The sequence below is a fragment of the Geojedonia litorea genome (genome assembly GCF_042654525.1).
GTDB classification, from domain to species: domain Bacteria; phylum Bacteroidota; class Bacteroidia; order Flavobacteriales; family Flavobacteriaceae; genus Geojedonia; species Geojedonia litorea.
This window is the reverse complement of the sequence record NZ_JBHSGP010000014.1, coordinates 256,151-269,239: the sequence shown is the minus strand read 5'-3', so window position 1 is coordinate 269,239 and position 13,089 is coordinate 256,151. Positions and strand designations below refer to the sequence as shown.

The 13,089-nt window shown below is 34.3% G+C and carries 13 protein-coding genes; 7 read left to right on the top strand and 6 right to left on the bottom strand.

From position 1 onward, the window contains the following. The first annotated feature begins 8 nt into the window (after window positions 1–8). From ACFO5O_RS09215 to tsaB, 5 genes are all read left to right on the top strand, one after another. A complete protein-coding gene (locus tag ACFO5O_RS09215) occupies window positions 9–539 on the top strand; it encodes a DUF420 domain-containing protein (protein WP_387963061.1) in 531 nt (176 codons plus the stop codon). A gap of 2 nt (window positions 540–541) precedes the next feature. Beyond that, entirely contained in the window at window positions 542–766 is a 225-nt protein-coding gene (locus ACFO5O_RS09210) for a hypothetical protein (protein WP_387963059.1), read from the top strand. A 127-nt stretch (window positions 767–893) separates the two neighbouring features. Next, window positions 894–2,222: a TolC family protein gene (locus ACFO5O_RS09205; RefSeq protein WP_387963057.1), complete on the top strand. Its 1,329-nt coding sequence runs from the start codon at window positions 894–896 to the stop codon at window positions 2,220–2,222. Window positions 2,223–2,226: 4 nt separating this feature from the next. Beyond that, complete coding sequence (locus ACFO5O_RS09200) at window positions 2,227–3,534, top strand: efflux RND transporter periplasmic adaptor subunit (RefSeq protein WP_387963055.1); 1,308 nt, start codon at window positions 2,227–2,229, stop codon at window positions 3,532–3,534. A 5-nt stretch (window positions 3,535–3,539) separates the two neighbouring features. Further along, a complete protein-coding gene (tsaB, locus tag ACFO5O_RS09195; protein WP_387963053.1) occupies window positions 3,540–4,208 on the top strand; it encodes a tRNA (adenosine(37)-N6)-threonylcarbamoyltransferase complex dimerization subunit type 1 TsaB in 669 nt (222 codons plus the stop codon). A 28-nt stretch (window positions 4,209–4,236) separates the two neighbouring features. Here the strand turns inward: tsaB and ACFO5O_RS09190 are convergent, their stop codons facing one another. Next, complete coding sequence (locus ACFO5O_RS09190; RefSeq protein WP_387963051.1) at window positions 4,237–5,049, bottom strand: mechanosensitive ion channel family protein; 813 nt, start codon at window positions 5,047–5,049, stop codon at window positions 4,237–4,239. A 16-nt stretch (window positions 5,050–5,065) separates the two neighbouring features. Next, window positions 5,066–5,968, bottom strand: coding sequence for a NifU family protein (locus ACFO5O_RS09185; RefSeq protein ID WP_387963049.1), 903 nt, complete (start codon window positions 5,966–5,968; stop codon window positions 5,066–5,068). Window positions 5,969–6,413: 445 nt separating this feature from the next. Between ACFO5O_RS09185 and ACFO5O_RS09180 the strand changes: the two genes are divergently transcribed. Together ACFO5O_RS09180 and ACFO5O_RS09175 are read left to right on the top strand one after the other, a co-directional pair. Then, on the top strand, window positions 6,414–7,421 hold the full coding sequence (locus tag ACFO5O_RS09180; RefSeq protein WP_387963047.1) for a PorP/SprF family type IX secretion system membrane protein: 1,008 nt from the start codon (window positions 6,414–6,416) through the stop codon (window positions 7,419–7,421). 33 nt (window positions 7,422–7,454) lie between these two features. Beyond that, window positions 7,455–7,973, top strand: coding sequence for a gamma carbonic anhydrase family protein (locus tag ACFO5O_RS09175; RefSeq protein ID WP_387963045.1), 519 nt, complete (start codon window positions 7,455–7,457; stop codon window positions 7,971–7,973). Here the strand turns inward: ACFO5O_RS09175 and murI are convergent. The 4 genes from murI to bamA form a co-directional block, all read right to left on the bottom strand. Further along, window positions 7,970–8,749 carry a glutamate racemase gene (gene murI / locus ACFO5O_RS09170; RefSeq protein WP_387963043.1) on the bottom strand — a complete coding sequence of 260 codons (780 nt, stop codon included), beginning with the start codon at window positions 8,747–8,749 and terminating at the stop codon, window positions 7,970–7,972. The genes ACFO5O_RS09175 and murI overlap by 4 nt on opposite strands. A gap of 64 nt (window positions 8,750–8,813) precedes the next feature. Further along, a complete protein-coding gene (locus ACFO5O_RS09165; RefSeq protein WP_387963041.1) occupies window positions 8,814–9,323 on the bottom strand; it encodes an OmpH/Skp family outer membrane protein in 510 nt (169 codons plus the stop codon). Between the two features lie 39 nt (window positions 9,324–9,362). Further along, a complete protein-coding gene (locus tag ACFO5O_RS09160; protein WP_387963039.1) occupies window positions 9,363–10,358 on the bottom strand; it encodes an OmpH/Skp family outer membrane protein in 996 nt (331 codons plus the stop codon). A 177-nt stretch (window positions 10,359–10,535) separates the two neighbouring features. Next, on the bottom strand, window positions 10,536–13,085 hold the full coding sequence (gene bamA, locus ACFO5O_RS09155; RefSeq protein ID WP_387965103.1) for an outer membrane protein assembly factor BamA: 2,550 nt from the start codon (window positions 13,083–13,085) through the stop codon (window positions 10,536–10,538). Window positions 13,086–13,089: the final 4 nt, after the last annotated feature.

Here is a 13,089-nt window from a genome sequence, read left to right as displayed (position 1 = left end):
AATTAAACATGAAAACAGAACAACAATACAATAAATGGATTATCGCAGTATCTATAATTATACCTTTAGTAGTTGCCTTATTATTTGGTATTAATTTAAGAGAATTAGGGTTTGACGTAGAGCCTTTAAGCTTTTTGCCGCCAATTTACGCCGCTATAAATGGATTTACTGCAGTGTTGTTAATTGCGGCTTTTATAGCCATCAAACAAAAGAATATTAGTCTTCACAAAAGATTAATGATAACAGCTATAGCATGTTCTGTTTTGTTTTTAGTCATGTACGTTGCTTACCATATGACAAGTGATTCTACTAAATTTGGGGGAGAGGGATTGGTTAAATACATTTATTATTTTGTTTTAATTACGCATGTATTATTGTCAATTGTAATTATTCCTTTCGTTTTAATTACCTATGTAAGGGCGATTACAAATAATATTGAGCGCCATAAAAAAATAGCAAAGATTACATTCCCAATGTGGTTGTATGTTGCTATTACAGGCGTCATAGTTTACGTTATGATTTGCCCATATTACAGTTAAAAATGAACCGTAAAGCTGTCCTTATCCTATGTTTCTTATTCTTTGCCATTAAGGCGAGTGCCCAATGCGCCATGTGTCGGGCAGTTTTAGAAAGTGAGGAAGGTCAAACTACAGCAGAAGGCGTCAATAATGGTATTATGTATTTAATGACCATCCCATACATCTTAGTTGCGGGAATGGGATTTATTATATATTGGAAATTTTTTAGAAAAAAATCTGAAAAATAAAGTTTTATAATTTTACTGTAACAAATTTTATCCTTAAAAGTCTAACTGTACCAAGCACTATCTGGAGGATTAGATTTTTTGGCCTTATTGTAACAATTTTAATCCTATATAGACTTATCAATTAATTATGAAAAAAACCATCACTGTAATTTTAGTCTTAATTTCTGTGAATGCATTTTCACAAGTCAAAAAATGGACCTTGAGAGAATGTGTAGATTATGCTTTAGAAAATAATATTTCAATAAAACAGAGAGAACTAGACCTACAACTTTCAGAAATAAATAAAAAAGATGCTATAGGTAATTTTTTACCTTCATTAAGTGCTTCGTCTTCACACTCCTGGAATATTGGGTTGAGACAACGTCCTGATACTTTTGAACCCGTTACAGCTACTACTAGAAACCTTTCTCTTGGCGTTGGTTCAGGTATCAATATTTATAACGGGTTGAGAGATATTAATGAGCTACATCGCTCTAATTTGCAGATATTAGCATCGCAGTATCAATTAGATGATATGAAAGATGATATTGCCCTTTTTGTGGCAAATTCTTTCCTTCAAATTTTGTTCAATAAAGAACGACTTAAAGTTTTGCAAGCGCAGCAACAAGTTTCAAGAGAAGAATTTCAGCGCACAAAAGATTTGGTAGATGCAGGGGCCTTGCCGAAAGGAGATTTATTAGAAATTCAAGCCACAATTGCTAATCAAGATCAGCAATTGGTGAATGCAGAAAACACTCTATTAATTTCAAAAATTCAGCTGGCTCAATTATTATTATTACAAGATTATAAAACATTTGATATTGTAGATGTTGATTATGAAGTGCCGCTATCTACAATTATGGATGAATCACCAGAAACTATAATTGCTAAAGCGAAAGAAACCCGATACGATATCAAATTGGCTGAAACTAATAATCAAATTGCTGAAGATAATTTGAAAATAGCTAAAGGTGGTTTGCAACCTACATTAAGAGGTTCATATAGTTTTGGTTCGAATTATTTCACGTCACAATTGTTTGATACAGAAGATTTTGAAACTCAAATTACCGATAATAAGAGTCATAATTTTTCGATAAACTTAAATATCCCAATTTTTAATGGCTTTGGTGCAAGAAACAATGTTAAAAGAAATCAGGTTAATCTAGAACGTTCAAAAAATCAATTAGAGCAAGCTCATTTGGACATGGAAACAGCTGTTTATCAGGCTTATAATGACACTAAAGGCGCATTAAAAGCCTATGAAGCTGCACAAAAAACACTTTTAGCAAGAGAAGAAGCTTTTAACTATTCGAGAGAACGTTATAATGTTGGACTCTTAAATGCTTTTGATTATAGCCAATCACAAAATAGGTATGAGGCAGCGCAAAGTGATGTTATTCGTACCAAATACGATTATATTTTTAAACTAAAAGTTTTGGAGTTCTATTTTGGGATTCCAATAACCGACATAAACTAGTCAAATGAAAAGAAAAACATTAATCATTATTGTTTCAACAGTTGTTGTGCTTTTAATCGTCCTAATAGGAGGAAAAAAAGCGGGATGGTTTGGGAAGCAAGGAAACTTTAAGGAAGTTGAGGTTAAGAAAGTTACCCTGATGGATCTTGTAGAAACGGTTTCGGCAACGGGTAAAATTCAACCTGAAGTCGAAGTGAAGTTGTCAAGTGAAGTGTCTGGTGAAATCATTGAGCTTCCAATTGTTGAAGGCCAACAGGTAGAAAAAGGGGATCTTCTAGTTCGTGTGAATCCAGATATATATCAATCTAGTTTAAATCGATCACAGGCAACACTTCAAAACGTAAAAGCTGGTTTAGAGCAAGCTGAAGCTTCATTAAAAGAAGCGAAAGCAAACTATGAGCGTAATAAAGGTTTGTTTGAAAAAGGGGTTATATCAAAAGCCGATTGGGATAGATCCATTGCGGCTTATGAAACTGCACAAGCTTCTAGAAGTTCAGCCTATTACAGCGTACAAAGTGCTGGGGCAACGGTAAAAGAAGCTACCGATAATTTAAATAGAACTACTATTTATGCGCCTATGAGTGGCACCATTTCTTTACTAAATGTGGAGATTGGTGAGCGTGTGGTAGGAACACAACAAATGGCAGGAACCGAGATTTTACGTGTAGCTAACTTAAATAATATGGAGGTTGAGGTAGATGTCAATGAGAATGATATTGTGAAAGTACAAATTGGCGATTCAACTAAAGTTGAAGTTGATGCTTATTTAAAGAAAGAGTTTAAAGGCGTTGTGACTGAAATTGCCAATTCGGCTGCAAGCGCTTTAACAGCAGATCAAGTAACTAATTTTAGAGTTAAAGTTCGAATTTTGGAGGAATCTTATAAAGATTTAATGGAAGGTAAACCAGAATTTTATTCTCCTTTTAGACCCGGAATGACAGCCACAGTAGATATTATTACAAACAAACGCGCTAAAACAGTAGCAGTGCCTATTAGTGCTATCGTAATTAAAACAGATACCAGTTCAGCTAAAAAACCTATAAGTGATAAATCAGAAGATCTTAGTAAGGTATTGGTGGAAAACGAAGAAAAATTTGAATGTGTTTTTGTTCGAAGTGGTGATGAAGCGAAGTTAAGAATTGTCAAAACAGGAATTCAAGATGATGCCAATATTGAAATTATTTCTGGACTAAACGAAGGTGATGAAATTATTACCGGTCCCTATAATGTGGTATCTAAAACCTTAAAACCTGGAGATAAAATTGAAATTAAAGGCGCTGATAAAAAGAAAAAGAACTCAACTGAAAACTAAACAATTTGGCATTAATATTAAATATAGAAACCACATCCACAAATTGTTCGGTCTCTCTTTCTCAAGAAGGGGAGATTTTGGTTTTGAAAGAGGATTATAACAACCAATATTCACATGCTGAATCGTTGCATGTATTTATAGATGAGTTGTTTAAAGCAGCCAATATAAGCCCTGAAACAATTGATGCAGTGGCAGTAAGTAAAGGCCCTGGATCTTATACTGGATTGCGGATTGGTGTTTCTGCCGCTAAAGGACTATGTTTTGCACTCGATAAGCCATTGTTAGCAGTATCTACTCTTGAAGCTTTATCACATCAGGTTAACAACATTGAAGGCAAAATTGTTGCAATGCTTGATGCCCGACGCATGGAAGTATATTCTGCGGTTTTTGATTCCAGCCACCATCAAATTAGAGATATTAAAGCCGAAGTTATAGATGAAAATTCGTTTTCAGAATATTTACAAGCAGGGAATGTTTACTTTATAGGCTCGGGTGTTGATAAGGCAAAGACAATAATAACACATCCAAAGGCCGTCTTTATAGAGAATAAATTACCCTCTGCAAAGCAAATGGCTAAATTAGCTCAAAGCAAATTTATAAAGAATGACTTTGAAGACGTTGCTTATTTTGAGCCGTATTACCTTAAGGATTTTATATTAAATCGGGGGGTATAATCTTACTCTTTAAATAAAATCATTGCACTTAACCCTGTTTTCTAATCTCTACCTGATGTGGGTAAGGAATTTCAATACCAGCAGCATCTAAAGCTTGTTTGGTACTTTCCATAAGTTCATAATATACAGGCCAGTAATCTTCGGTTTTAACCCAAGGGCGCACATTAAAATTAATTGAACTGTCAGCTAATTGGCTTAAAGCCACCAATGGTGCCGGCTCTTTTAATACTTTAGGGTGAGATTCTAATTGATTCATTAATACCTCTTTGGTTGCTTTAATATCAGAATCGTAGCCTACACCAAAGACCAAATCAATTCTACGAGTATCATGACTTGTAAAGTTGGTAATATTACCGTTTGATAAAACACCATTAGGTAAAATTATTTCTTTGTTATCTGGTGATTTAAGTTTGGTAGTAAAGATCTCTATTTCTTTTACTGTCCCTAATTCGCCTTGTGCTTGAATCAAGTCTCCTACTTTGAATGGCTTAAAAAGCATAATCAATACCCCGCCTGCAAAATTTGCCAATGAGCCTTGCAAGGCCAAACCAATCGCCAATCCAGCAGCTGCCAAAATAGCGGCAAATGAGGTAGTTTCAACACCAACAGTGCCTAAAACAACAACTATTAAAACAATTTTTAGAGCCCAGCTAATTAGGTTGAGTAGGAATTTTTTGAGACTTACATCATATTCCCCCTTTTCTAAAGTTTTTCGTATCCCTCTTAAAATGATCTTAATGATCCATGAGCCAATAAACCATATTATAATAGCCATTATTAATTTTGGCCCATAGTCAATCATTAGCTCATACCCTTTGTCAATCCAAGCTTGTAAATTCATGTTTTAATTTTATTTTTTAGCCATTAATTGCTTCAACATAATGCACTTTATCTTTCAGCATTTCTTTGAGCATATTCTCAATACCATTTTTTAAAGTGAAGGTAGAGGATGGACATCCACTACAAGCTCCCTGTAAAATTACTTGTACTGTTTTGCTTTCAGGGTCATAGGACTTAAATTGTATGTTTCCACCATCACTGGCTACAGCAGGTTTAACATATTCTTCTAGAATGTTGACAACTTCTTTTGAAATATCATCTAATGCCTCAAACTGTTGATCTTGTTGTTCAGTAGTTTTTTGCAAAACAACTGCTGCATCTTCATTAATAATGCTCTTGCCTTGTTCAACATAACTGCGAATAAATTCGCGTAACTCAAGTGTAATATCATTCCAATCGGCCATTTCATATTTTGTGATCGACACAAAATTTTCATCAAAAAATACATTTTTAACAAATGGGAAATGGAACAATTCTGAAGCTAGTGGTGAGTGTTTTGCGTCGTCAATAGAGGTGAACTCATAGGCTGCAGTAACCAATTTTTTGTTGGCGACAAATTTCATCGCTGATGGATTTGGTGTACTTTCGGCATAAACGGTTACAGGAACCTTTTTTGTTGCCGAAGTTTCTTCAACCACGGGACCACCATCATTTAAATAAGTTTGAATTTCCTCGCAAACTTCGTCTTGAACATCACTCCATTCTACAATATTATAGCGTTCAATTGCTATAAAATTACTTGCTATATAAACCTTTTTCACAAAAGGCAAATAGAATAATTGTTGAGCCAAAGGAGAGGCTTTCGCTTCATCTATATTGTTAAACTCAAAGCTTTGATGATTGGTTAAAAAATGATTGGCTTCAAATTTTAATATCGTGGGTTGATTAGTTTCCTTAATTGTAAGGGTATATGTTTTCATTTTTCTCTCAAATTTTCTAAAAGGACAAACAGGAATGCTGATATAATATCGGCGTTACAAAAGTAATAAAACCAAAACGGAATTCAGGTGAATAAAGCGTTATACATTTAATAAAATCGGTTTTAAATCAGTTTAATACCTACAGAATTACTTTGGGCTTCACTTATTAGAAATAGTAGGATCTTATTCATAAAAAATGAAGGATTCTTAAAATGAATTCTAGCGTGTCATTTTCAGGTGGTTTAGTTAAATTCTTAAGCATAATTGGCTAAATGATTTTAAATTATCTAAAAAAACGATAACATTGTAATCCTTATCGGTCAATCGAGTTTAAAAATTTATATATTTGGCAGATACGTTTTATAATATAGAGCAGAGGAAAACATTGATTATATATTGAAATAAAAGCCTTTACAGGGCGTTTATCTTGAAAGGTTTAGATCGGATGAATTTAAAAATATACTATTTATTGGCAATTTTAGGAGTATTTTCTGCTAATAATTACGCCCAGGAAGGCTTACCAATTTATTCAGATTACTTAACAGATAACTACTACTTAATCCATCCATCCATGGCTGGTGTAGCCAATTGTGCCAAAGTAAGATTAACATCTCGAAAACAGTGGTTTGGGCAAGATGAAGCTCCAAGTTTACAAACCTTAAGTTTAAATAGTCGCATTGGTGAATCTCAATCTGCAATTGGAGGTATTGTTTATGCTGATAAAAACGGGTATCATTCACAAACAGGTGCTTATATGACTTATGCGCATCACTTATTATTTTCTAGAAATGAAATTGACCTGAATATGTTGTCCTTTGGGTTGAGTTTCGGATTCATACAGTATAAATTAGATGAGACCAGTTTTTTAGCCGAAGGCTTTGACCCCATCATTGGAGGTATTGAACAAAGTGCCACTAACTTTAATGTCGACTTTGGATTTTCATATCATTTACTAGATTTTTACGCTCATGCAACCGTTAAAAATCTTTTAAAAAATGATGGGATAAATTTTAACGAACAAGGTTTAAGCTATGACAACTTAAGAACCTATTTGATTTCTGTTGGAAATGTTTTTGGTAAAGCCGGAAGTGAATGGAGTTATGAGCCATCCTTAATGTATATGTACAGAGACGCAACCAAGGAATCTTCGTTTGATATTAATGCTAAAGTTTATAAAGAAATGGACTTTGGAAAACTCTGGGGAGGCCTCTCATATCGACGAAGTTTAGATGGTGCCGAATTTTTGGACGGGTCAGGGGTTAGTAGTCAAAAACTACAATATTTCACACCTTTCATAGGAGTAGATTACAACAACTTTACTTTTGCTTATACGTATTCGTATCAGGCCAATTCAGTTGTGTTTAATAATGGTGGATTTCATCAACTAACTTTAGGTTATAACTTTAATTGTAGAAGAGAGAAGTACGATTGTAATTGTCCAGCAATTAACTAATTTTACACAAACCAAAGTTTCTAATTACTTAATATGCCAATTATAAAACCCGTTAACGGAACTTCACCATGCATCCCTGATAGTTGTTTTATTGCAGAAAATGCTACTATAGTTGGAGATGTTGTCATGGGAGAGGAATGCAGTGTATGGTTTAATGCTGTTGTTCGTGGAGATGTGCATTTTATAAAAATGGGGAATAAGGTAAATATTCAGGATGGAGCAGTCATTCATGCCACCTACCAAAAATCTCCAACCACTATTGGCAATAACGTTTCAATTGGCCATAATGCCATTGTACATGGTTGTACCATACATGATAATGTTTTAATAGGAATGGGTAGTATAGTTATGGACGATTGTATTGTTGAAAGCAATAGTATTATTGCAGCAGGAGCCGTAGTAACACAAAATACTAAGGTTGAGGCAGGAAGCATTTACGCCGGAGTTCCAGCTAAAAAGGTAAAAGATATAAGCAAGGATTTAATTTCGGGTGAGATTGATAGAATTGCCAATAACTACGTTAAGTATTCATCTTGGTTTAAAGACCATTAAAACTCTAAATATTCTGCTTTAAAACCATTGCCTAATAAATTGGTCATTATATTAGGGTTAGCATTGGTGTAAAATTCATTTTTTGATAATGAAAGTGCCTCATTCAACATTCCATGTTGTTCAAGAATTGTTTTCGTTTGTTTAGCTACTGCTAGGCCTGAATCAATAATTTTAATGTGTTTAGGAAGCAGTTCTAATAAGAGAGGTGTCAAATAGGGGTAATGCGTGCAACCAAGCACTAAATAGTCTATGTTGGTCTCTATCATGGGTTGTAAATAACTCTTCAATAAAGATTTTAATGTGTCTGAACTAATATCTCCAGACTCAATCAATTCCACAAGCCCGTCACCAACTTGTTCAATGACCCTAATTCCACTACCATACAAATCTGTGGTTTGATGGAATAACTCACTCGAAAGCGTTCCTTTTGTTGCCAAAATACCAACAGCTTTGGTTTGAGTATGTAATGCAGCGGGTTTTATTGCGGGCTCAATGCCAATAAATGGTATAGGAAAGGTTGCTCTTAAGGTTTTGATGGCATTGGTTGTTGCGGTATTACAGGCAACAACAATAATTTTACAGCCCTTTTGTATGAGCAATTCGGTGTTCTTTATACTTAAATCAGTAATCTCTTGCTTTGAGCGGTAGCCATAAGGAGCATTTTTGCTATCGGCTAAATAGATGGTGTGTTCATGAGGTAAAAGTAAATGTATTTCTTTCCAAATAGAAGTGCCTCCAACGCCCGAATCGAAAATACCAATAGGTTGTTTACTCATAGTACAAAAATAAAAAAGCCGCTTTATGCAAGCGGCTTTTTATACATTTTTTATTTAGGAAAAATTAAATTCCTAATTCCTTCTTAACATCGGCTAAAAGATCTTTTCCTGAAGCAACTAATACTCCTGAACCTTCAACAGAGTTCAAAACGTATTCAAATCCTTGTGCTTTAGCAACTTTATTAATAGCTGCTTTAGCTTTATCAAAAATTGGCTTTAATAAGTCTGCTTCTTTAGTTTGAAGATCTTGCTGTGCTTGACCTTGATACTGACGAATACTTTGCTCCATAGATTGAACCTCTTGAGCTCTACCAGCGTTTTCTTCTTCAGTTTTAGTATCTACTTCAGCTTGGTACTGTTTGATTTTTTTATCAAGCTCAGTAGCCATAGTTCTAATTTCAGCTTCGTATGTTTTAGTCAGCTTTTCAATTTCTGCTTGTGCAGCTTTCATCTCCGGCATGGCTTCAATCAACTGATTTGTGTTAATATGTGCAATTTTACTTTGTGCTCCTGCAAAACTTGTAGCTCCGACGAATAGTAGTGTTGCAAATAATAAGGTTTTAAATTGTTTCATTTTTAAAAATAGTATTACGTGTTTAATTATTAATTGTTTTTAGTTATTATTGTTTGGTATAGTATCTGATTTTTTATTCTGTTCTTCGCGTTCTTTTTTTGCTTTTTCGCGTTCTTCTAATATTTTTTTACGTCTTTCTTCTAATTCTTTTTTACGGGCTTCACGGTCTTTAAGCGTTTGTTGTCTTTTTTCTTCTGCAATTTGAGCTGGAGTTTTTCCGGCATCTGATTTTACACTTGTAGAATCATTTTCAATTGTGCTGCCTTCTCGCTCTGCTTTTGCTTTCGCTCTATCGTCCAATATTTTCTGACGCCTTGCCTCTGCAGCAGATTTTAATGAGTCACGTTTGGCTTGTTGCAAAGCTTTACGGTCTTCAATAGCTTTCTCTTTTTCAGCTTTTTTCTCGTCTAAAGCTTTTTGACGTGCTTCTAGCTCTTCGTTAATCTCTGGTACAACTTCTTCATCTTCAGCAGCTCGTCGTTCAGCTTTGTTCTGTGCTTGGGTGCGTTTTGCAGTTCTGGAAATTGCGCGAATCACTTCATCACTAATATCAAATCGCTCTGCTGAATACAACATGACTACATCTGCCGATTTATCAAATACAAAGTCATAGTTTCTACTTTTAGCCATATCCTGTACGGCTTGAAATATTTGATCTTGAATAGGTTGAATGAGTTGCTTTTTCTGCATCATTAAATCACCATTTGGACCAAAACGCTTTTGCTGATAATCTAAAATTTCGGCTTCTTCAAAATTGATGTCTTCTAGCCGCTCTTCATATAACTCTTTAGTAAGTAGTACGCTTTCGCTATTTAACTGTTTCTTTTTAGTATCTACTTCATTCAAGCGCTGCTCTATTTCGGTTTTCCATTGCTGTACTTTCACTTCTAATTGCGAAGTAGCTTCTTGATATTCAGGAACGTTTTGTAAGATATATTCTGTATCTATATAGCCAATTCTAACACCTCTTTGTGCGTTAGTAACATAGCTCATAAGACCCATTGTTGCCAATAAAAAAAGAACTTTGTACTTCATCTGTATATTATTTTTTAAGGTATCGAAACTAATCTCTAAACGTTAAAAATGACAGACATTGCTTACGATTCCGTCACTTATGTTATAATTCTTCTTCAAATTAACGAAATATATTCTGAAAAATTTTAACACTAGACTTAAATCGTTATGGTCTCTATAGAAAATATCGTGCCAAAATTAAAATTGTTGACCAATAATAAAATGTGTTTCCCACCCATTTTTCTGTGTTTCGCCAGGTAATGCATCAAATCCATGACCAAAATCTATACCTAATAAACCAAAGGCAGGCATAAATATTCTAATTCCAAAACCTGCTGAACGGCTTAATGTAAACGGATTATAATCTCTAAATTCATCATAAGATGCACCACCTTCAATAAAGGTTAATCCATAAATTTTTGCTTGAGCTCCCAATGTTATTGGATAACGCAATTCCAAAGAGAATTTATTGTAAATGGTTCCACCATCTTGAGAAGATAGCGATTGGTTTGGATAACCACGCAATTGAATAACTTCTCTACCATCAAGTGAGTAATTTCCTAATCCATCACCACCAAGGAAGAATCGTTCAAATGGAATCACACCTCGGTCATTATTATATGCTCCAAGAAATCCGAATTCTAAACCTGATTTTAAAATTAGCTTATCCACGATTCTGGTGTACCAATCTCCTTTAAACTTAACCTTATAAAACTCTAACCACTTATAACGTTCCTGATCGATTTCTCCAATTCGAGCAAAATCAGCAGCAACTGTAGGATCTAAACTATCACGTTCATCTTTTAAAGCCTTATAATCTGTGTCGTTGAATACCGAATAAGGCAATGATAATTTAGCAGAAACCGAAAAACTTGAACCTCCTTCAGGGAAAATTGGGTCTGTATAAAGGTTGTTTCTACTTAAACCAACTGTGTATGACAAGTTATTTGAAAATCCGTTACCAAAAGTAAATAGACCCGTGTTATAGTTTTTTAAATTATAATGCTGAAAACTCACTGCTTGTGATAGTGTAAAATAGTCGTCAGGCTCTCTTAAGCGTTTAGCTAATCCAAAAGAAATTCCAGTAATATTAAATCGTCTGCTTTTATCGGCATTTCTAGTTTGAGGATTGTATAAAAATTGTTTTGTGTGAGAAATTGAGGTAGATAATTGAGTTGGACGTTTGCCACCTAACCAAGGCTCAGCAAACGAAAAACTATAAGTTTGAAAAAATCTACTTGCTTGTAAGCGCAACGCCAAATTTTGCCCGTCACCCATAGGAATAGGTTTGTAAGCTTCTTTTTTAAAGAGATCCTTAATCGCGAAATTGCTAAATGAAAGCCCTAGCGTTCCAATAAAACCGCCGCCACCGTAACCACCTTGAAGTTCAATTTGGCTAGAACCACGTTCTACAACTTGATATTCGATATCAACTGTACCTTCATTTGGGTTTGGGTTTTTAATGTTTGGTGTAAGTTGCTGAGCGTCGAAAAAGCCTAACTGTCCCAACTCTCTAATCGTTCTAATCACATTGCTCTTGCTGTAAAGCTGACCTGGTTTTGTTCTTAGCTCTCTATAGATTACATGGTCATTAGTTTTATCATTTCCAGTTACTGATACTGTGTTGAAATAGGCCGGTTTCCCTTCAGAAATCCTAATTTCCATATCAATTACATTGCCATCAGCACTAACTTCTACAGGATTGATGGTTGAAAACAAATAACCGTTATTTTGATAGAGATTGGTAAGATCAATAGCGTCTGGTTTGGTGTCGTCGGCAATACGTTTTCTTAATTCAACACCATTATAGGTTGCACCTTCTTTTATTCTTAAAATACTATGTAAATATTGGTCTGTATAAACACTATTTCCAACAAAGGTTATTTTGCCAAACTTGTATTGTTCACCTTCTTCTAATTTAATATCGAGATTAATAGTCCCAATATCATTTATAATAATAGTATCAGTAATAATTCTGGCGTCACGATAGCCATTTTCTTTATACTTGTCAATAACACTCACAAGATCTTCCTTGAAATCAGCTCGTATAAATTTAGAACGTTTTAAAATTCGAATCGGATTTTTCTGCTTTGTGTTTTTCATAGCTTTCCTCAATTTTTTATCGGAAAGTTTATCGTTGCCTATAAAATTAATCTCATCAATTTTAACCTTATCTCCCTTGTCTATATACACAAGCATGTTCACACGACTTTTTTGAATTGAATCAGTCACAGCCGTGGTATTTACAGTAACCTTAGTGTTTAAATAGCCTTCTTTTTTATATTTATTAGTAAGATAATTTCGAGTAGTTGTAATCAAGTTCTCTGTGACCTTTGCACCTTTATCAAGTTTGTTTTCCTTTTTGATGGCATCTATTTTAGACTTTTTGACACCTTGAATTTTTACATCATTAAGTTCAGGCAAGTCTATAAGGTTGATTTCTAAATAGGCACTATCCTGAACAACCTTTGTAAGGTAAATATCTATGCTACTAAACAAGTTAGTATTCCATAACTTTTTAATGGCATTACTTATTTCTTCTCCAGGAATAATAATAGTTTCACCTTTGGTTAATCCCGAATAGGCCACAACGGTTTGTGGGCTAAAATTGGTATCGCCTGTAACTACGATATCACCAATAGTATATTTTTTTCCGTTATTGAAATCAATGTTTTGGGCAGTTAGTACACTCGAAAATATGAGGGTAATAACGATAAGCAATGAATTAATATAATTTCTCAAAAGTATTTTT

Coding starts and splice junctions, on each gene's coding strand:
- murI (WP_387963043.1), bottom strand. CDS start 8,749: ATGAGTAAACAACCTATTGGTATTTTCGATTCGGGCGTTGGAGGCACT.
- ACFO5O_RS09210 (WP_387963059.1), top strand. CDS start 542: ATGAACCGTAAAGCTGTCCTTATCCTATGTTTCTTATTCTTTGCCATT.
- ACFO5O_RS09200 (WP_387963055.1), top strand. CDS start 2,227: ATGAAAAGAAAAACATTAATCATTATTGTTTCAACAGTTGTTGTGCTT.
- ACFO5O_RS09175 (WP_387963045.1), top strand. CDS start 7,455: ATGCCAATTATAAAACCCGTTAACGGAACTTCACCATGCATCCCTGAT.
- ACFO5O_RS09180 (WP_387963047.1), top strand. CDS start 6,414: ATGAATTTAAAAATATACTATTTATTGGCAATTTTAGGAGTATTTTCT.
- ACFO5O_RS09205 (WP_387963057.1), top strand. CDS start 894: ATGAAAAAAACCATCACTGTAATTTTAGTCTTAATTTCTGTGAATGCA.
- ACFO5O_RS09190 (WP_387963051.1), bottom strand. CDS start 5,049: ATGAATTTACAAGCTTGGATTGACAAAGGGTATGAGCTAATGATTGAC.
- ACFO5O_RS09160 (WP_387963039.1), bottom strand. CDS start 10,358: ATGAAGTACAAAGTTCTTTTTTTATTGGCAACAATGGGTCTTATGAGC.
- ACFO5O_RS09185 (WP_387963049.1), bottom strand. CDS start 5,968: ATGAAAACATATACCCTTACAATTAAGGAAACTAATCAACCCACGATA.
- ACFO5O_RS09165 (WP_387963041.1), bottom strand. CDS start 9,323: ATGAAACAATTTAAAACCTTATTATTTGCAACACTACTATTCGTCGGA.
- ACFO5O_RS09215 (WP_387963061.1), top strand. CDS start 9: ATGAAAACAGAACAACAATACAATAAATGGATTATCGCAGTATCTATA.